The organism is Pseudoxanthomonas sp. CCNWLW251, assembly GCF_037402255.1.
Classification (GTDB): Bacteria; Pseudomonadota; Gammaproteobacteria; order Xanthomonadales; family Xanthomonadaceae; genus Pseudoxanthomonas_A.
Genome location: NZ_JBBEGA010000002.1, coordinates 1 through 17,068, shown reverse-complemented (window position 1 = coordinate 17,068; position 17,068 = coordinate 1). Strand labels below are relative to the sequence as shown.

The following is a 17,068-nucleotide window of genomic DNA, read 5'->3' as shown; positions in this document are numbered from 1 at the left end:
GGGAGCCGCGATTGGGTATCCAAGGCGATCACCGTCCGCGCCGGGGAGCGTGGTGGCTTGCACTCGTGCTGGCGTATCAGTGCGCCGCTGCGCTAGCGGCGGACTATCGTTTCGCCAACGATGCGCCGGGACCTGATCCTTGGGTCTATCAGGAGCGCGACGCCACTGCCGTCGCTTCGGACGGCGTGCGCTATCTGGGCGTTGCGGATCGCGTCGACCTGAGAGGCGAACGACCAGCCTGGCATCGCCATGTCAGTTACGAAGTGGTGGCGGAGCGCGGCCTGGCTTCGGCGGGTCAGTTCAGCATCAGCTACCAGCCCGCGTACCACAGCGTGGTGGTGCATGCGATTGATGTGTGGCGCGGCGGCCAACGCCTTGACCGCCGCAAGGACTCGAGGATCGAAGTACTGCGGCGCGAGGCCGGCCTGGAGGCCGGTTTACTCGACGGGGGACGGGAGTTGTCGGTAACTATCCCGGACATCAGGTTAGGCGACCGCATCGAGTACCGCTATACGATCCACGGCTACAACCCGGTCTTCGGAGACGACTACCACGATTACTGGAACGCGCGCTACAGCGTTCCACTCGGCGAGCGCTTGATCCGCGTCGACTATCCGGCAGATTTCTCGCTGATTTTGCCAAAGACCCCGTCAGGCTATACAGCCAGCCATGGCATGCAAGCCGACGGGCAGTGGTGGCAACTACGCGGCGTCGGCCTCTCCAAGCTGGACGAAGAAGAGGGCACCCCGGCCAGCTACACCGACAGCCAAGAGGTCGAGATATCGACCGCACGAGGGTGGCGCGATGTCGTGCAGTGGGCATTGCCGCTTTATCCGGGGCGATTCGAGGATCGCGCCATGGCAGCCGAGTGGGTACGGCGATTGCAACTGGACAATGCAGACCCCGCAGGATCCTTGTCGCGTGCAACCGCCTTCGTGCAGGGCGAGGTGCGCTACACCGGCCTGGACATGGGCCTGCAATCGCATGCGCCGAACCGCCCCGAACGGGTGATCGAGCGTCGCTTCGGCGATTGCAAAGACAAGACGCAGCTGCTGATCGCGCTGCTGCATGAAGCCGGCGTTCCCGCATCGCCGGTGCTCGTCAATACGCGCCTGAAGGCAGCGATAGCCCAGCGCCTTCCCAGTCCGTTGGCCTTCGATCACGTGGTCGTGCGTGCGGAGTTGCCCGATGGCCCGGTCTGGATTGACCCGACCCGCGACCGTGAGCGCGGCCCGCTGGCGGGACGCTCACCACTCACCTTCGGGCTGGGACTGGAGATTGCCCCCGGTAGCGCCGATCTGATGGAAGTACCTGCACCGTTTCCGACGGAGCCGGTGGTGGATGTCGAGCAGCGCCTGGACTTCAGCACGAAAGACAACAAGTACAAGGTCGACTTCCTGGTCGAGACGACGTACCGGCGGGATCAGGCCACCGACGTTCGCAACAGCTTCGACAGCGAGGGGAGCGCCGAGGTGGGGAAGCGCTACCTGGCTTACATGCAGAACTTCTACGAAGGATTGCGCGACAAACGCGATCCTGTCCTGGTGGACGGCGAGCAGGACGTCAAGGTCAGCGAAGCCTATTCCCTGGAATGGGACGGCGAGATGGACGGTTCGCTGTTCGGCGTTGTTCTGTTCCAGGTGCTGGACTGGGCGCCTAGCCTGGCGGACCAGGCCAGGCGCACGCCGTTGTCGCTGGGTGGGCCCCGCCATGGGCGGCAGGTGATCCGCAGTTTCCACCCCGAGGGATGGAGCATCAAGGCGCGCGAGGACGTGGTGGAAAACACATATTTCCATGTCCGTCGCAAGATCGAAGTCCAGCGCAACATGCTGAAGATCACCATCGAGTGGAGGCGACTGGCCGACGAAGTGCCCGCGGCAGACTATGCACGAGTACGCCAGGACCTGCGGGCGGCACGCGACCTGATGCAATACGATATCGACCTCGACGCCGGCTGGGCCATGCCGAGCGGATCGTTGCGCGATTGGGCGTGGCCCTTGGCCTCGTTGCTGACGGGTGGATTGGTGCTGGCGGGCCTTTGGTTCGCACGCCATCGCTGGGTGACGGCGGGCATGCTTTTCCGACCACGTAAAACCGTCGCCGCGCGGCTTTCGGCCGGCCGCCTCGCAGTGGGCGCAGGTCTGGGCTTCGCATGCGTGGTGGTGGAGGCGCTCTTCGAGCGCGGCGGTGCCCTGCTTCAGAACCCTTCGGCGTTCCTTTTCGGGACGGTGATCGGCACGATGATCGTACTGTGGCTCCGCTGGGCGTTCTTCGCGGGATTGCTGAGATTCGCGATGAGAGTGTTCGGTAATCGTGTCTCCTACTCGCAGACCCTGCAGGCATATGGCATGGCGATGGCGCCAATGCTGGTGTTCATGTGCCTGGCTTCGCTTGCACTGGGTTTCAGGCTGCATTGGATGGACGATGAGCTGCTCACCGACCCGGTGCGGATGCCGGCCCAGATCACCGCGAGTCTGCTGCTGTTGACGGGGATGTGCTGGTGGCTGGCCTCCCTTGCGGGAGCTTGCGCAGGTGTAGCGGGCACGCGACGCCGGAAAGGTGCCCTCGTGGTGGGCGTCAGCGTACTGCCCATCGTGCTCGGGGCCATCATCTTCATCGCGTTTGTCCTGCCGGGTTGAGTCGCGATGGATCCGACCGCTTTCCAGCTCGAAACCCCCCGCCTGCTGCTGAGGCTCCCGCGGCGCGAGGACTATGAGTCGTGGGCCGCGTTTGCGACCGACGAAGAGACCATGCGCTACATCGGCGGAACGCAGGCGCGCTCGCCCGCGTGGCGCAGCCTCGCCGCGACGTTGGGGAGCTGGCACCTGCAGGGATTCGGCATGTTCTCGGTGATCGAGAAGGCCACGGGTCGCTGGGTTGGCAGGGTAGGACCGTGGCAACCGGAAGGATGGCCGGGCACCGAGGTCGGCTGGAGCATCGCGCGGGAAGCCTGGGGTCGCGGTTATGCGCCGGAAGCGGCCGTGGCCAGCATCGATTGGGCGTTCGATCATCTGGGCTGGGACGAGGTGATCCATACCATCGATCCAGCCAACGCCAACTCTAGGACGGTGGCCGCCAAGCTCGGTTCGACCTACCTGCGGATGGATCGCCTGCCCGAGCCGCACCACGAGAAGCCGGTCGAGGTCTGGGGCCAGACGCGAGCGCAGTGGAAAGCCCGCAGGGCCACGCAATCGTGATGCCGGCTTCCGCCCTGCACGCAGGCCTGCACCATGCCTTGCCGGAGCTGGCGCGGACGTTGCGCGATCCCTGGTGGATCATCGGCAGTACCGCGATGGTACTTGCCGGCATTGACGACATCGCGCCGCAGGATATCGATGTGCTCTGCAGCCGCGCGGATGCGCTGCGGCTGCGCCAAGCATGGTGCGGCCATGCCGATGCGGAATATCGTCCCGCGGATGGAACGCGGTTCCGTTCCACCTTCTCGCGTTTCGTGCATCTGCCGATGCCGGTCGAAGTAATGGGCGGGCTGGAAGTCATGACCGCCGCCGGCTGGCAGGCCCTGGTGGTGCACGAAGACGTGCGCCTGGACATCGCGGGCGATGCCTTGCGCATCCCGACGCTGCGGGAACAGCGCCGCATCCTGCTCGCGTTCGGTCGCGACAAGGATCTCGCCAAGGCCGCCCGCATTCCCCCGTTGCCGGAGCCTCCGCATGTCGCCTGATCCCGTCACCGTCCATGGCATGTCCACCTCCGGCAACTGCCACAAGGTCCGCCTGTTGCTTGAACAGCTGGGTCGGTCCTACGCGTGGATCGACGTCGACAGCGCCAACGGCGGCACGCGCACGCCGGAGTACCTGGCCAGGAATCCGAACGGCAAGGTGCCGATGCTGGAGCGCGCCGATGGCGGCATCCTCGTCGAGTCGAATGCCATCCTGTGCTGGCTGGCGGAAGGCACCCCCTTCCTGCCCGGCGATGCCTGGCAGCGGGCACAGGCACTGAGCTGGCTGTTCTTCGAGCAGTACAGCCATGAGCCCTACATTGCCGTGGCGCGCTTCATCCGTGGCTGGACGCCGCTGGATTCACCGCGTCGCGCGGACCTTCCCCGCCTGGTCGAACGGGGCGCTCAGGCGTTGGCGGTGATGGAAAGACACCTGGAGACCGCGATCTGGTTCACCGGTCCGGCGTACGGCGTGGCCGACATCGCACTGTTCGCCTACACCCATTGCGCGAACGACGGCGGCTTCGACCTGGCGGCGTATCCCCGCATCACCGACTGGCTGGCGCGTGTGTACGCCACGCCGGGTTTTGTTCCCATGCCGGGCGTGAGCGACGATGTCGCCGCGCGCCTGGCGTCTTCCCGATCCTGAGCGAGCACATGACCGCAAACCCCATTCCCGCCCGCATGAAGGGCCTCAACCGTGCCGAGATCTGCGACCAGAACTTCATCGAGTTCGTGAAGGAATGGAAGGGGCACGTCGGCGACAGGCCTGCTGCCGGTGATGCCGTCCTGCCGGGCAGTGCGCTGGATGCGAAAGGCTTCATCGAGCTGCTGGAATCCCAGTTGATCTCGCGTCACCTCGACTTGATGGCGCGCGTACTGCGCGTGCAGAACAAGGTCTTCTACACCATCGGAAGTTCGGGCCACGAAGGCAACGCCATGGTCGCGCGGCTGGCACGCCATACCGATCCTGCCTTCCTGCACTACCGCAGCGGCGGCTTCATGGCCGAGCGCTTCCGCAAGCTGCCGGGCATGGATCCGGTGATGGACTCCGCGCTCTCGTTCGCCGCGAGCGCCGAAGATCCCGCGTCAGGAGGCCGCCACAAGGTCTGGGGCAGCAAGCCGTTGTGGGTGTTGCCGCAGACCTCGACCATTGCCTCCCACCTTCCCAAGGCGCTGGGCACGGCGGTGGCGATCGAGCAGGCGCGCCGCATCGGCCATGCACTGCCGATTCCCGACGACAGCATTGCGATCTGCTCCTTCGGCGACGCGTCGAGCAACCATGCCACCGCGCAGACCGCGTTCAATGCGGCGGCGTGGACCGCCTACCAGAAGCTGCCCGCGCCGGTGCTGTTCGTCTGCGAGGACAACGGCATCGGCATTTCGGTGAAGACGCCGGATGGCTGGATCGGGCGCAATTTCCGTGATCGCAAGGACCTGGACTACTTCCACGCCGACGGCCTCGACCTGGCGACGGGCTACGGGCAAGTGCAGGCGGCGGTGGATCACTGCCGGCGCACGCGCCGGCCGACATTCCTGCATCTGCGCACGACCCGCATCATGGGTCATGCGGGTACCGACTTCGAGATCGAATGGCGCCCGCTGGAGGAACTGTGCGCCGTGGAGGCGACCGATCCGCTGCTGCGTTCTGCGGCCATCGCCCTGGAATCCGGCCTGCTCTCGAAAGAGGCATTGCTGGTGCTGTACGAAACCACGCGCAAACGCTGCTTCGCGGCCGCCGAGGATGCCGATGGCCGTCCCCGCATCACCACGCTGGAGCACGTGATGGCGCCGCTGGCGCCGTGTACGCCCGACGCGGTGGCGAAGGAAGCCGCGCGTGCCGCACCTCACGACGTGCGCGTCGCTGCCTTCGGCAGCGAAGACAAGCTGCCGGAGAAACTGCCGCCACGGCATCTGGCCATCCAGATCAACAACGCCCTGCACGACCTGTTCTGCAAATACCCCGAGGCACTGCTGTTCGGCGAGGACGTGGCGCAGAAGGGCGGCGTCTATACCGTCACGAAGGGGCTGCAGAAGGCGTTCAAGGGCAGTCGCGTGTTCAACACGCTGCTGGACGAGACGATGATCCTCGGCCTGGCGCAAGGCTACGCCAACATGGGCATGCTGCCTCTGCCGGAAATCCAGTACCTGGCGTATTTCCACAACGCCTGCGACCAGATCCGGGGCGAGGCGGCCAGCCTTCAGTTCTTCAGCAACGACCAGTACCGCAATCCGATGGTGGTGCGGATCGCGGGTCTGGGTTATCAGCGCGGTTTCGGCGGCCACTTCCACAACGACAATTCGATCACCGCGCTGCGCGACATCCCGGGTCTGGTCGTCGGTTGTCCGTCGCGCGGCGACGATGCGGCCACCATGCTGCGTACGCTGACCGCTCTGGCGAAGGTGGACGGACGCGTGAGCGTGTTCCTGGAGCCGATCGCGCTGTACATGACGAAGGATCTGCACGAGGCGGGTGACGGGCAATGGCTGTTCCCGTATCCGGTGCAGGACGAGGCGATGCCGCTGGGCGAAGGCCGCGTATATGGCGAGGATGCGGACGATCTGGTCATCTTCACCTACGGCAATGGCGTGCCGATGAGCCTGCGCGCGGCACGCAGCATCGAGAACAAGCACGGCTGGAAGGTGCGCGTGGTCGATCTGCGCTGGCTGGTGCCGCTCAACGACGCCTTCATCGCGGCGCAGGCGAAGACCGCCAGGCGCATCCTGGTCGTCGACGAGGGTCGCCACGCGGCGGGAGTGGGCGAGGGCGTCATCACCGCCATCGCGGAGGCGGGCCATGGTGCGCGGCCGTTCCAGCGCGTGGTCGGCGCGGATACGTACACGCCGCTGGCAGGCGCGGCATTCCTGGTGCTCCCGGGCGACGAGGACATCGTCGCGGCGGCGGACCGGCTGGCATGATGTCGCCAGCCCCGTCTGGAGATCGGAACATGACTGCGCCGCGCATCGGCATCATCGTCGGCAGCCTGCGCGCAGGCTCCTTCAACCGGCAGCTCGGCCATGCCGTGCGAACGCTGGCGGGAGAGCGTTTCGCCTTCGAGGACATCGACATCGGTGACCTGCCACTCTACGACCAGGATGACGACGCGGATTTCCCCGCCGCCGGCCTGCGCTTCAAGCAGCAAGTGGAGATCTGCGACGCATTGCTGTTCATCACGCCGGAGTACAACCGGTCGATTCCCGGCGTGCTGAAGAATGCCATCGACATCGGCTCACGGCCGGGCGGGAGCAATTCATTTGCCGGCAAGCGTGCCGCGGTGATCGGCACCTCGCCGGGCGCGCACGGGACCGTGTCGGCCCAGCAGCACCTGCGCAATGTCCTGGCGGCGGTGGATGTCGCGGTGTTGCCGCAGCCCGAGATCGCCATCCAGTACCGCGAAGGCCAGGTCGACGCGGACGGGGCGATCACCGATGAGCGCCTGCGCAAGCGGTTGCAACTGTTCCTCGATCGCTTCGGAGGCTGGTTGGCGGCGTAGCGTTTGCCCGGTGCACGCTAGGGGCGCAGCAATGCCAGCCCGTCGCGCAAGCGTTGCAGCGGCGGGCGGACAGCCGGATGCTCGTCCGCCAGCGTCCGGGCAAGCGCGCGCCGGAAGGGGGTAAGCCGGCGACCTGCGCGCAGCACGGCCTCGCGCACGATGCGCGCTGGCGCGTGATCGTTGGTGTAGAGCTCCACGATGGCACGGGTGGCCAGGTAGAGCGGCCGTGTGCCGCGACGATGCCGGCGTTCATAGCGCGCCAGGGCCTCCGCGCATCCCAGGTCGCCGCCACGCTGCCGTGCGTCGCGCGCCATTGCGCCCAAGCGCTCCACGCTGGCAAGCCCCAGGTTGAAGCCATGCGCCGTCACCGGATGCATGCCCACCGCCGCGTCACCCACCAGGGCAAAGCGGCGCCCGACGAAGCGGCGCGCATACACGCCGACCAGCGGGTAGACATGGCGACTGCTCTCCAGCCGCATGTGCCCCAGGCGATGCCCGTAGCGCTGTTCCATCTCGTGGGCGAAGGCATCCACGTCCAGTGATGCAAGGCGCTTGGCCGCACTGTCAGGCAGGGTGACGACGACGGAGGACAGATGTTCCTGCAACGGCAGCAGCGCCAGCGTCTGGCCGTGGCCGAACCACTCCCACGCCACGCCCTGATGCGGCTGCTCATGGTGCATCCGGCACACCAGCATGCTCTTGCCGAAGTCGTACTGGTCCGCGCCGATCCCCATGGCGCGGCGGGTCTCGGAGAAACGGCTGTCCGCGGCGACCAGCAAGGGCGCCTCCAGTCGCAGGCCGTCGCCCAGCGTCACGCAGGCCTGGTCGTCGGTGGTGCGGACCGCGTGTATCCGTGCGTTGTCGAACACGTCCAGGTGGGGCAGGTCGCAGACGGCGTTCCAGGCGGCTGCGCGAATCTGGTGGTTGGGAACCAGCATGCCCAGCTCCGGCTTGCCGGCCAGGCCGGCATCGACGCGCATGTCGTGCAGGCAATCGCCCTCCATCACGCGCGCAGCGCGCAGCGGCGAACAGGCGTCCTCGGGCAGGTGCTGCCAAATGCCTAGGTCGCGCAGCTGCCGCATCGACGCATGCGTCAGGGCGATCTCGCGCCCGTCGAAGGCGGGCTCGGCGATGGCCGCGCGCGGCTGGCGTTCCACCAGCGCCACTTTCAGGTCGAGGTCGCACAGGGCCTTGGCCAGGCAGAGACCCGCCGGTCCGGCCCCGATGATGATGACGTCATGCTGCATGCGCAGGCTTCCTGCTCGGGTTCACGAGCAGTCTAGGGCGGCGTGCGTGGGCGTCATTGACGTGGATCAATCGCCCTGCAGATGATGCTCAGCGACGCAGGCCGTCCAGCAAGGGGCATGGTTCCAGTACACCGTCGCCGGCGGCAAGCCCACCACCTGCATGCTCCAGCGGTAGCACCGCGAGCAGAATTGTGCGCTCGCCGTCCTGCGCCGTGCAGACGACTTCGCCGATATCGCGGTCGCTCTCGCGCACCGGAACGCCCGCGATTACCGGGCCGTCGGTGCGGAAGCAGCGCAGGGCGCGTTTGGCTTTACCAAGGAAATGCGTGCGCGCGACGATCTCCTGGCCCGGGTAGCACCCTTTCTTGACGCTGTACGCCGACAGTCGGTCGAGAGCCAGTTGCTGGGGCGTCCATTGTTCGCGCTGCGATTCGGGCAGGCGTGGCAGGCCGTGGCACAGGTCGGCGACGCGCCACGCGGCGGACAGGGCGGCATCGTCCGACGCCACCAGCCGCCCCGCGTACAAGGTACGCGCGCCTCCATCGCCACTGAAATCCAGTTCCAGCACATCCTGTCGCTCGCCCACGGCGGCACCCTGTGCGCTGGCAGGCGTCGCGAACGTGCCCGCGATGCCGGTGTCCGCTGGCACCTCGATCTTCAACTTTCGTCTAAACACGAAACGCCGCAGGGCATCGGCAAACACGTCGACGGGGTGATCGGGCAGCACCAGCCACAGGCGATCCCCGGACAACCTGACCAGCGCGAAGACCGCGATCACGCGCCCTTTGGGCGTCAGCCACGCATTCCACTGCCAATGTCCCGGGGCAAGACCTGCCACGTCGTTGGCGAACTGCGCATGGGCGAAAGCCACGGCATCCGGTCCTTCCAGCGTTATCAGCGCATGGTCGGGAAGGGTGAAAACCGGTGCACTGGTAGGGGAAAGGTTGTAAGCCAAGGGGGTGAGGATTAAAATTTTGTGCGTTGCGAGACCAACATGATAGGTCAAACTCCTCCAACTCCCGACCCCGATCCCGGAACACAGCCGCCCGAAACCTCACCGCCGACCGCAGGCGCAGGGGCAGGGGAACCGGCTGCGCAGAAGGAGATCGGTGGACGCGACGGGCCCGAGCCCACGCGTTACGGGGATTGGGAAAAGAACGGGCGCTGCATCGATTTTTGAGCAGCGTACGTAAAGCCAACGCGGTCCTGACCGCCCAGCCGAGACAACGAGCGCAACGAATGGCGACTCCACAACGTCCGCTTTCCCCCCATCTGCAGGTCTACCGCTGGCAGATCCAGATGGCGACCTCCATCCTGCATCGCGCCACGGGCATCGTCCTCGCCGCCGGCGCCTTGCTGATCACTGCGGGGTTGCTGACGCTGGTGATCGGCCCTGAAGCCTGGAACTGCTTCACCACGCTGGCGGGCGCCTGGTACGGGCAGGTCTTCCTGTTCGGCTGGACCTGGGCCTTCGCCTACCACCTGTGCAACGGCATCCGGCACATCGTGCAGGACTTCGCCATCGGCTACCGCGTTGCCACGTTCGTGCGCAGCAGCTGGCTGTCGGTGATCGCCAGCCTGGTGATCACCGCCCTGGTGTGGGCCTATGTGCTGCTGGGAGGTGGCGCATGAGCGACTTCCGTACGCCGATCAAGAATGCGCGTGGCCTGGGCTCCGCGAAAACCGGCACCGAGCACTTCGTGCACCAGCGCCTGACCGCCACCGCGCTGGTCGCGCTGACGATCTGGTTCCTGGTGTTCGTGCTCAGCCTGATCGGTGCCGACTACGTCACCGCCACCGCTGCGGTTGCCAAGCCCTGGAACGCCGTGCTGCTGGTCGGCTTCCTGGTGGCCATGTTCTGGCACGCCCAGCTCGGCCTCCAGGTCGTGCTGGAAGACTACGTCCACAACTCGCTGCTCGCCCTCGCGGTGCAGACCACCGTCAAATTCATCGCCGTGCTGGGCGCCATCGTGAGCGTCTTCGCCGTGGCCCGCATCGCGCTGGGGAACTGAGCACCATGTCCGCTTACAAGATCACCGAACACAAGTACGACATGGTCGTGGTGGGCGCCGGCGGTGCCGGCCTGCGCGCGACCTTCGGCCTGGCCGCCAAGGGCCTGCAGACCGTCTGCCTGACCAAGGTCTTCCCGACCCGCTCGCACACCGTGGCGGCGCAGGGCGGCATTTCCGCCGCGCTGGGCAACATGGGCGAGGACGACTGGCGCTACCACTTCTACGACACCATCAAGGGCTCGGACTGGCTGGGCGACCAGGACGCCATCGAGTACATGTGCCGCGAGGCCATCCCGGCCATCATCGAGCTGGAGCATTACGGCGTGCCGTTCTCCCGCACCGAGGACGGCAAGATCTACCAGCGTCCGTTCGGTGGCATGACCACCAAGTTTGGCGAGGGCCCGCCGGCGCAACGTACCTGCGCCGCCGCCGACCGCACCGGCCACGCCATGCTGCACACGCTGTACCAGCAGTCGCTGGCGCACGATGCGCGCTTCATGGTCGAGTACTTCGCGCTGGACCTGATCTTCGACGAGGAAGGCGCCTGCCGCGGTGTACTCGCGCTGGACATGGCCACGGGCACGCTGCACCTGTTCCGTTCGCATGGCGTGGTGCTGGCCACCGGCGGCTACGGCCGCGCCTATTTCTCGGCCACGTCGGCGCACACCTGCACCGGCGATGGCGGTGGCATGGTGATGCGTGCCGGCCTGCCGATGCAGGACATGGAGTTCGTGCAGTTCCATCCCACCGGCATCTACGGCGCGGGCTGCCTGATCACCGAGGGCGTGCGCGGCGAAGGCGGCATCCTGCGCAACAGCAACGGCGAGCGCTTCATGGAGCGCTATGCACCGCATTACAAGGACCTGGCCTCGCGCGACGTGGTCAGCCGCTCGATGACCATCGAGATCCGCGAAGGCCGCGGCGTGGGCGAGCACAAGGACCACATCCTGCTCGACCTGACCCACCTGGGCCCCGAGGTCATCAATGAGAAGCTGCCCGGCATCGCCGAGAGCGCCCACATCTTCGCCGGCGTGGACGTGACCAGGCAGCCGATCCCGGTCATTCCGACCGTGCACTACAACATGGGCGGCATCCCGACCAACTACCACGGCGAAGTGGTGCGCAAGGTCGGCGACAATCCGGATGCGGTCGTTCCCGGCCTCTACGCGATCGGCGAAGCCGCCTGCGTGTCCGTGCACGGCGCCAACCGGCTGGGCTCCAATTCGCTGCTCGACCTGGTGGTGTTCGGGCGCGCGGTGGCCAACCGCTGTGCCGAGACGATCAAGAGCGGTTCGTCGCACAAGCCGCTGGCGGGCGACGCCTGCGACAAGGCGCTGGCGCACCTGGACAAGCTGCGCAACGCCAACGGCGACACGCCGACGTCGGTGATCCGCGACAACATGCAGCGCACCATGCAGGCCGACGCTGCGGTCTTCCGCACCAGCAAGACGCTGAAGGAAGGCTGCGACAAGATGGCCGACATCTTCTCGAGCTTCCAGGACGTCAAGGTCAGCGACCGCTCGCTGGTCTGGAACTCGGACCTGATCGAGACCTACGAACTGCACAACCTGCTGCTCAACGCCGTGGCCACGATCAACTCGGCCGAGCAGCGCCACGAGAGCCGCGGCGCGCACGCGCACGAGGATTTCCCGGACCGCGACGACGTCAACTGGCACAAGCACACGCTGGTGAACGTCGCCGATGACGGCACGTGCAGCTTCGATTCCCGCCCCGTGCACATGTACACGCTCAGCAAGGACGTGGATGTGGTGCCGCCCAAGCCGCGCGTCTACTGAGCCCGGGAGACCTGACACATGGCCGAATTTTCACTCCCGAAGAACTCGCGCGTCACCAAGGGCAAGCACTTCCCCGCGAAGGGCGCCAAGAACGTGCGCACCTTCAAGGTGTACCGCTGGAACCCGGACGACGGCGCCAATCCGCGCACCGATACTTACGAGATCGATCTCGACAAGTGCGGCCCGATGGTCCTGGACGCGCTGATCAAGATCAAGAACGAGATCGACCCCACGTTGACGTTCCGCCGTTCGTGCCGCGAAGGCATCTGCGGTTCGTGCGCGATGAACATCGACGGCACCAACACGCTGGCCTGCACCAAGGCGATCGGTGACTGCACCAAGGCCGAAGTGCCGATCTATCCGCTGCCGCACATGGAGGTGGTGAAGGATCTCGTTCCCGACCTGACCCACTTCTACGCGCAGTACGCCTCGATCAAGCCGTGGATCCGCACGCAAACCCCGGCGCCGCCGGATCGCGAGCGCCTGCAGTCGCCGGAAGACCGCAAGAAGCTCGACGGTCTGTACGAGTGCATCCTCTGCGCCTGCTGCTCGACCAGCTGCCCGAGCTACTGGTGGAACGGCGAACGCTACCTCGGCCCGGCAATCCTGCTGCAGGCCTACCGCTGGATCATCGACTCGCGCGACGAAGACACCGGTGCTCGCCTGGACGACCTGGAAGATCCGTTCAAGCTGTACCGCTGCCACACCATCATGAACTGCGCGCGCACCTGCCCGAAGGGCCTGAACCCGGCGCTGGCGATCGCCGAGATCAAGAAGCTGATGATGGCGCGTCGCGCCTGATCGCATGACCGGCGCACCTGCCACGGCGATCCTCTGGCCCGCGGTGGCCATGGCCAGCCTGACCTTCCTCGTGTGGGTCAGGCTGTACCACCTGCGGCTGGGTGAAATGGCACGCAAGCGCATCGACGCACAGGCGCTCGCCAGTGCTGCCGATTCGGCCCGCCTGCTGCTCGATACCCGTGCTTCCGACAACTTCCGCAACCTGTTCGAGCTACCGGTCCTGTTCTACGCCGGTGTGCTGCTGGCCGCGGAACTGAGCGTATCGGATAGCGCATCGCTCGCGCTGGCATGGGCCTTCGTCGGCCTGCGCGTGGTGCACAGCGTGGTCCACTGCACCTTCAATCATGTGATGACCCGCTTCATCGCCTATGCGCTGGCGACGCTGGTGCTGATCGCGTTTTGGGTGCGGCTCGCCATCGCCCTGGCCGCCGCATGACGGACGATCCCGAACTCAAGCGCATCCGCTGGCGCTGCCGGCGCGGCATGCGCGAACTGGACCAGTTGTTCGGACGTTATCTCGACCGAAGCTGGCCGACGGAATCCGAGGCGCAGCGCGGGGTTTTCCTACGCCTGCTCGATTGCGAGGACGATAAGCTCTGGCGCTGGTTCATGGGCTATGAGCAGTGTCCCGATGCCGAACTCGCCGCGCTGGTCGAACGGATCCGTCAACTGCCGGCTTGAATGGCGACCGTCGCGCCTGCTGCAGGCGTTGCTGATCCTGCTGGGACTGCTGGGCGCGATGTCGGTGCTGACCAGCGAGATGCCGCGCATGTTCGCCTGGCCGCTGGCCCTGACGGCGCTTGCCTACGGTGTGTGGCGCGCCCGCCGCGAAAGCCGAAGTCCCCGCCTCGCGTTCTGGTTTCCCGGAAACGGACGCATGCCCACGGTCGATGGCGTCCCCCTGCACCAGGCCCGCCTGCATTGGCGCGGGCCCTTGGCGTTCCTGCGGTGGCACGAGGGCCCCGGCGGCCGCTGGCGGCACGTGTCGTGGTGGCCCGACACGCTGCCGGCGGCATCGCGGCGTGAACTGCGCCTTGCTGCGGACATGGAGGGCGCTGGGCGGCGTCAGGGGGATCGGGCACCATAGGGCCCTATGTTCAAGCCCATTCCAGTCGCCATCGGCCTGCGCTATCTCCGCGCCAAGCGCCGCAACGGTTTCATTTCCTTCATCTCGCTGGCCTCGGTCGTCGGCATTGCGCTGGGCGTGATGATCCTGATCACCACGCTGTCGGTGATGAGCGGATTCCAGCGCGAGATCCGCGACCGCCTGCTGCAGGCCACCGCGCACGCTACCGTGATGGGGGCGGGCGAGGCGATGCAGGACTGGCAGCACGCCACCCGGATCGCAATGGACGATCCGCGCGTGTCCGGGGCCGCGCCCTTCATCCACGTGCAGGCCATGTTGACCGGCAATGCCGATCCGCAGGGTGCCCTGGTCACCGGCATCCTTCCGGGCGAAGAGCCGAAGGTCTCGGTGATCGGCGACAAGATGAAGGCCGGAACGCTGGAATCGCTGCAGCCGGGCGAGTTCCACATCCTGCTGGGGCAGGAACTGGCCGCATGGCTGCGCGTGGGCGTGGGCGACAGCGTGGTCGTCACCGCGGGTGATTTCCAGGGTACGCCGATGGGGGCGATGCCCAAGATCAAGCGGTTCATTGTCACCGGCATCTTCTCCGTCGGCCACAACGACGTCGACCGCAACCTGGCGCTGGTCCACATGGGCGATCTGCAGCGCGTGTTGAGGATGGGCGAGGGTGTCACCGGCGTACGCATGAAGCTGCACGACATGTATCAGTCCTGGGAAGTGGCGCGCGACCTGGCGTTGCGTCTGCAGGGCCCGTACCGCATCAGCGACTGGACCAGCGAGAACGCCAATCTCTATCACTCGCTGAAGATGGAAAAGACGGTGATGGGCATCCTGCTGTCCTTCATCATCCTGATGGGCGCCTTCTCGCTGGTGAACTCCCAGGTCATGCTGGTGACCGACAAGCAGGCCGACATCGCCATCCTGCGCACCCTGGGCCTCACGCCGCGCGGTGTCATGCAGGTGTTCATGGTGCAGGGCGTCCTGATCGGCGTGATGGGCACGGTGCTGGGCGTGGTCGGCGGCATTCTGCTGACCATCAATCTGGAATACATCCTTGCCGCCATCGAAGCGGTGTTCAAGGTGACGTTGCTGCCTCCCGACGTGTACTACATCACCGGCCTGCCGTATGAGCTAGACGCGGGCGAGGTCGTGCTGATCGCCGCCGTCGCCCTCACCATGAGCTTCCTGGCCACGCTGTATCCCGCGTGGCGCGCCGCCCGCACGCAACCGGCGGAGGCGCTTCGCTATGAGTGAACCGAACCGCATGAACGACGCCATCCGCACCGCCGTCATCCACGCCGAGGCCCTCGGCAAGACCTACGCGGAAGGCAAGCTGCGCACGCCCGTGTTCGATGGACTGGAGCTCAACGTGCAGCCCGGCGAGACCGTGGCGATCGTCGGGGCATCCGGTGCCGGCAAGAGCACGTTGCTGCATCTGCTCGGCGGACTGGATACGCCCACCTCGGGCGAGGTGTACGTGGCCGGCCAGAAGATGTCTTCATTGTCCGATGCCGCGCGTGGCCAGCTGCGCAACAGGGCATTGGGCTTCGTCTACCAGTTCCATCATCTCCTGCCTGAATTCACTGCGCTGGAGAACGTCATGATGCCGGTGATGCTCGGCGGTGCCGCTACGGACGACGCGCGCAGCAAGGCCAGGTCGCTGCTCGAAGCGGTGGGGCTTGGTCATCGTCTGGCGCACAAGCCGGGTGAGCTGTCAGGCGGCGAGCGCCAGCGTGCGGCGGTGGCGCGGGCGCTGGTGAACCAGCCCGCCTGCGTGCTGGGCGACGAGCCGACCGGCAATCTTGATGAAAAGACAGCCGCGACGGTGTTCGACCTGATGCTTGAACTCAACCGTGCGCAGAAGACCAGTCTCGTGCTGGTGACCCATGACCGCCGGCTGGCACGCCGGCTGGACCGTGTGCTGGAACTGCACGAGGGCAAACTGCGCGAACTGGCCCACGACGCGATCTGACCTGTGCAGAAACCGTTGGGTCATTCCATCTGACCGCTGGCTGGAAGACAGTTGCTGAATTAAGCCGACCCGCGAAGCGGGTCCGGCTTGAATGAATTGTTAGGCCGCAGTGCCGCCCAACCTGCGACGAGACACTACTCCAGCCATGCAGAGCGCAAGCCCTGCCGCGAGAATGACATAGGGCGGGTAAACGTCGTCCTGAGGCTCGGCGGGGACCGCGCGCCAGTATCGAGAGCTCTGGCTGTCGAGCGGCGAAACGAGGTCAGCCGGCAGCAGATCTTGGATGAAAAACATGCTGAGTAGGCCATGGGCTGCGAGGGCTATGCCAAGAACTAGAACTAAGTTCGCGAGAAGTTTCTTCATGCAGCCTAGCGCCTGAGTTAAACCGGCCCGCCCGATGCGGTCCGGTTACGCCCAAGACCGCGAAGGGGGCCCGGCTTGAACGAATTGTTAGGGGCCGCTCTGAGGAAACGTATCAAATTCCTGGATGGAAGCGAGGTTCTTGTCCCAAGCAGCTTTGCTGCCAGAAAAAATATGTGCGTCAGGCGTCATGGTGAGATCCGTGTCGAGGCAACCAGCCGGTACGACAACGAACTCGTGCCCGACGTGTGGCATTGCAGAACCGCAAACAGAACAGAAGCAGCGTGTATGGCGGGTGCTTGGAAGGTTGTACGTCTGCACGTTCTCCCCACCAGAGAGCCATTCGAGCTTGGCGACCGATGAGAACAGGTTTGCGGCATGCGCTGATCCGGTGTCTTTGCGGCAATGAGAGCAATGGCAAAGGAAAAAACGTTCAAACGCGCCGTCTATCTTGAAGGTGACGGTTCGACAAAGGCAGGAGCCGGTGTGTTGTTGGTCCATGTTCTTCCTTGCGGAGGCGAGATAACTTGATGGTACCTAACACCTGAATTAAGCCGACCCGCAGCAGGGCGGCGACTGGGTGCGAATATAGCCGAAGGCGTGCACTCAGGCGCCGCCCT

Annotated in this window: 19 protein-coding genes; 16 read left to right on the top strand and 3 right to left on the bottom strand. The window is 65.7% G+C overall.

What is annotated here, in order from left to right; genetic code table 11:
* The first annotated feature begins 11 nt into the window (after window positions 1-11).
* Genes WBN46_RS06925 through WBN46_RS06900 form a run of 6 tightly spaced genes read left to right on the top strand, consistent with a single transcriptional unit; the run spans window position 12 to window position 7,173 of the window.
* Complete coding sequence (locus WBN46_RS06925) at window positions 12-2,639, top strand: DUF3857 domain-containing protein (protein ID WP_337730919.1); 2,628 nt, start codon at window positions 12-14, stop codon at window positions 2,637-2,639.
* A gap of 6 nt (window positions 2,640-2,645) precedes the next feature.
* Complete coding sequence (locus WBN46_RS06920) at window positions 2,646-3,197, top strand: GNAT family N-acetyltransferase (RefSeq protein ID WP_337730918.1); 552 nt, start codon at window positions 2,646-2,648, stop codon at window positions 3,195-3,197.
* Window positions 3,197-3,682: a hypothetical protein gene (locus tag WBN46_RS06915; RefSeq protein ID WP_337730917.1), complete on the top strand. Its 486-nt coding sequence runs from the start codon at window positions 3,197-3,199 to the stop codon at window positions 3,680-3,682. The genes WBN46_RS06920 and WBN46_RS06915 overlap by 1 nt, the downstream gene beginning before the upstream one ends.
* Window positions 3,672-4,328: a glutathione S-transferase family protein gene (locus tag WBN46_RS06910; RefSeq protein ID WP_337730916.1), complete on the top strand. Its 657-nt coding sequence runs from the start codon at window positions 3,672-3,674 to the stop codon at window positions 4,326-4,328. Before WBN46_RS06915 ends, WBN46_RS06910 begins: the two co-directional genes overlap by 11 nt.
* 8 nt (window positions 4,329-4,336) lie before the next feature.
* The gene (locus WBN46_RS06905; RefSeq protein WP_337730915.1) at window positions 4,337-6,598 is read left to right on the top strand and encodes a thiamine pyrophosphate-dependent enzyme; all 2,262 of its coding nucleotides are present in this window, start codon (window positions 4,337-4,339) and stop codon (window positions 6,596-6,598) included.
* Between the two features lie 29 nt (window positions 6,599-6,627).
* Window positions 6,628-7,173 carry an NADPH-dependent FMN reductase gene (locus WBN46_RS06900; RefSeq protein WP_337730914.1) on the top strand — a complete coding sequence of 182 codons (546 nt, stop codon included), beginning with the start codon at window positions 6,628-6,630 and terminating at the stop codon, window positions 7,171-7,173.
* A 17-nt stretch (window positions 7,174-7,190) separates the two neighbouring features.
* Here the strand turns inward: WBN46_RS06900 and ubiM are convergent, their stop codons facing one another.
* Together ubiM and WBN46_RS06890 are read right to left on the bottom strand one after the other, a co-directional pair.
* Entirely contained in the window at window positions 7,191-8,420 is a 1,230-nt protein-coding gene (gene ubiM, locus WBN46_RS06895) for a 5-demethoxyubiquinol-8 5-hydroxylase UbiM (RefSeq protein WP_337730913.1), read from the bottom strand.
* 88 nt (window positions 8,421-8,508) lie between these two features.
* Window positions 8,509-9,291, bottom strand: coding sequence for a folate-binding protein (locus tag WBN46_RS06890; protein ID WP_337730912.1), 783 nt, complete (start codon window positions 9,289-9,291; stop codon window positions 8,509-8,511).
* A 123-nt stretch (window positions 9,292-9,414) separates the two neighbouring features.
* Between WBN46_RS06890 and WBN46_RS06885 the strand changes: the two genes are divergently transcribed.
* Genes WBN46_RS06885 through lolD form a run of 10 tightly spaced genes read left to right on the top strand, consistent with a single transcriptional unit; the run spans window position 9,415 to window position 16,088 of the window.
* Entirely contained in the window at window positions 9,415-9,600 is a 186-nt protein-coding gene (locus tag WBN46_RS06885) for a DUF1674 domain-containing protein (protein ID WP_192201316.1), read from the top strand.
* 59 nt (window positions 9,601-9,659) lie between these two features.
* Window positions 9,660-10,052, top strand: a complete 393-nt coding sequence (gene sdhC, locus WBN46_RS06880; protein WP_192201315.1) for a succinate dehydrogenase, cytochrome b556 subunit — start codon at window positions 9,660-9,662, stop codon at window positions 10,050-10,052.
* Window positions 10,049-10,432: a succinate dehydrogenase, hydrophobic membrane anchor protein gene (gene sdhD, locus WBN46_RS06875; RefSeq protein WP_192201314.1), complete on the top strand. Its 384-nt coding sequence runs from the start codon at window positions 10,049-10,051 to the stop codon at window positions 10,430-10,432. Before sdhC ends, sdhD begins: the two co-directional genes overlap by 4 nt.
* Before the next feature lie 5 nt (window positions 10,433-10,437).
* Window positions 10,438-12,228 (top strand): succinate dehydrogenase flavoprotein subunit, encoded by a 1,791-nt coding sequence (gene sdhA / locus WBN46_RS06870; RefSeq protein ID WP_337730911.1) that lies wholly within the window; start codon window positions 10,438-10,440, stop codon window positions 12,226-12,228.
* An 18-nt stretch (window positions 12,229-12,246) separates the two neighbouring features.
* Window positions 12,247-13,029, top strand: coding sequence for a succinate dehydrogenase iron-sulfur subunit (locus tag WBN46_RS06865; RefSeq protein ID WP_337730910.1), 783 nt, complete (start codon window positions 12,247-12,249; stop codon window positions 13,027-13,029).
* Window positions 13,030-13,033: 4 nt separating this feature from the next.
* Window positions 13,034-13,465 (top strand): MAPEG family protein, encoded by a 432-nt coding sequence (locus tag WBN46_RS06860; protein WP_337730909.1) that lies wholly within the window; start codon window positions 13,034-13,036, stop codon window positions 13,463-13,465.
* Window positions 13,462-13,710 carry a succinate dehydrogenase assembly factor 2 gene (locus WBN46_RS06855; protein ID WP_337730908.1) on the top strand — a complete coding sequence of 83 codons (249 nt, stop codon included), beginning with the start codon at window positions 13,462-13,464 and terminating at the stop codon, window positions 13,708-13,710. Before WBN46_RS06860 ends, WBN46_RS06855 begins: the two co-directional genes overlap by 4 nt.
* Window positions 13,661-14,116, top strand: a complete 456-nt coding sequence (locus WBN46_RS06850; protein ID WP_337730907.1) for a hypothetical protein — start codon at window positions 13,661-13,663, stop codon at window positions 14,114-14,116. Before WBN46_RS06855 ends, WBN46_RS06850 begins: the two co-directional genes overlap by 50 nt.
* 6 nt (window positions 14,117-14,122) lie before the next feature.
* Entirely contained in the window at window positions 14,123-15,370 is a 1,248-nt protein-coding gene (locus tag WBN46_RS06845) for a lipoprotein-releasing ABC transporter permease subunit (protein WP_337730906.1), read from the top strand.
* Complete coding sequence (gene lolD, locus WBN46_RS06840; RefSeq protein WP_337730905.1) at window positions 15,363-16,088, top strand: lipoprotein-releasing ABC transporter ATP-binding protein LolD; 726 nt, start codon at window positions 15,363-15,365, stop codon at window positions 16,086-16,088. The genes WBN46_RS06845 and lolD overlap by 8 nt, the downstream gene beginning before the upstream one ends.
* A gap of 450 nt (window positions 16,089-16,538) precedes the next feature.
* Here lolD and WBN46_RS06835 read toward each other — a convergent pair whose 3' ends face one another.
* On the bottom strand, window positions 16,539-16,949 hold the full coding sequence (locus tag WBN46_RS06835) for a GFA family protein (RefSeq protein ID WP_337730904.1): 411 nt from the start codon (window positions 16,947-16,949) through the stop codon (window positions 16,539-16,541).
* Window positions 16,950-17,068: the final 119 nt, after the last annotated feature.

Bases quoted from the DNA above. Each gene is read 5' to 3' on its own strand.
- WBN46_RS06920 (WP_337730918.1), top strand. From the start codon at position 2,646: ATGGATCCGACCGCTTTCCAGCTCGAAACCCCCCGCCTGCTGCTGAGG.
- WBN46_RS06915 (WP_337730917.1), top strand. From the start codon at position 3,197: ATGCCGGCTTCCGCCCTGCACGCAGGCCTGCACCATGCCTTGCCGGAG.
- WBN46_RS06910 (WP_337730916.1), top strand. From the start codon at position 3,672: ATGTCGCCTGATCCCGTCACCGTCCATGGCATGTCCACCTCCGGCAAC.
- WBN46_RS06905 (WP_337730915.1), top strand. From the start codon at position 4,337: ATGACCGCAAACCCCATTCCCGCCCGCATGAAGGGCCTCAACCGTGCC.
- WBN46_RS06900 (WP_337730914.1), top strand. From the start codon at position 6,628: ATGACTGCGCCGCGCATCGGCATCATCGTCGGCAGCCTGCGCGCAGGC.
- ubiM (WP_337730913.1), bottom strand. From the start codon at position 8,420: ATGCAGCATGACGTCATCATCATCGGGGCCGGACCGGCGGGTCTCTGC.
- WBN46_RS06885 (WP_192201316.1), top strand. From the start codon at position 9,415: ATGATAGGTCAAACTCCTCCAACTCCCGACCCCGATCCCGGAACACAG.
- sdhC (WP_192201315.1), top strand. From the start codon at position 9,660: ATGGCGACTCCACAACGTCCGCTTTCCCCCCATCTGCAGGTCTACCGC.
- sdhD (WP_192201314.1), top strand. From the start codon at position 10,049: ATGAGCGACTTCCGTACGCCGATCAAGAATGCGCGTGGCCTGGGCTCC.
- sdhA (WP_337730911.1), top strand. From the start codon at position 10,438: ATGTCCGCTTACAAGATCACCGAACACAAGTACGACATGGTCGTGGTG.
- WBN46_RS06865 (WP_337730910.1), top strand. From the start codon at position 12,247: ATGGCCGAATTTTCACTCCCGAAGAACTCGCGCGTCACCAAGGGCAAG.
- WBN46_RS06860 (WP_337730909.1), top strand. From the start codon at position 13,034: ATGACCGGCGCACCTGCCACGGCGATCCTCTGGCCCGCGGTGGCCATG.
- WBN46_RS06855 (WP_337730908.1), top strand. From the start codon at position 13,462: ATGACGGACGATCCCGAACTCAAGCGCATCCGCTGGCGCTGCCGGCGC.
- WBN46_RS06850 (WP_337730907.1), top strand. From the start codon at position 13,661: ATGCCGAACTCGCCGCGCTGGTCGAACGGATCCGTCAACTGCCGGCTT.
- WBN46_RS06845 (WP_337730906.1), top strand. From the start codon at position 14,123: ATGTTCAAGCCCATTCCAGTCGCCATCGGCCTGCGCTATCTCCGCGCC.
- lolD (WP_337730905.1), top strand. From the start codon at position 15,363: ATGAGTGAACCGAACCGCATGAACGACGCCATCCGCACCGCCGTCATC.
- WBN46_RS06835 (WP_337730904.1), bottom strand. From the start codon at position 16,949: ATGGACCAACAACACACCGGCTCCTGCCTTTGTCGAACCGTCACCTTC.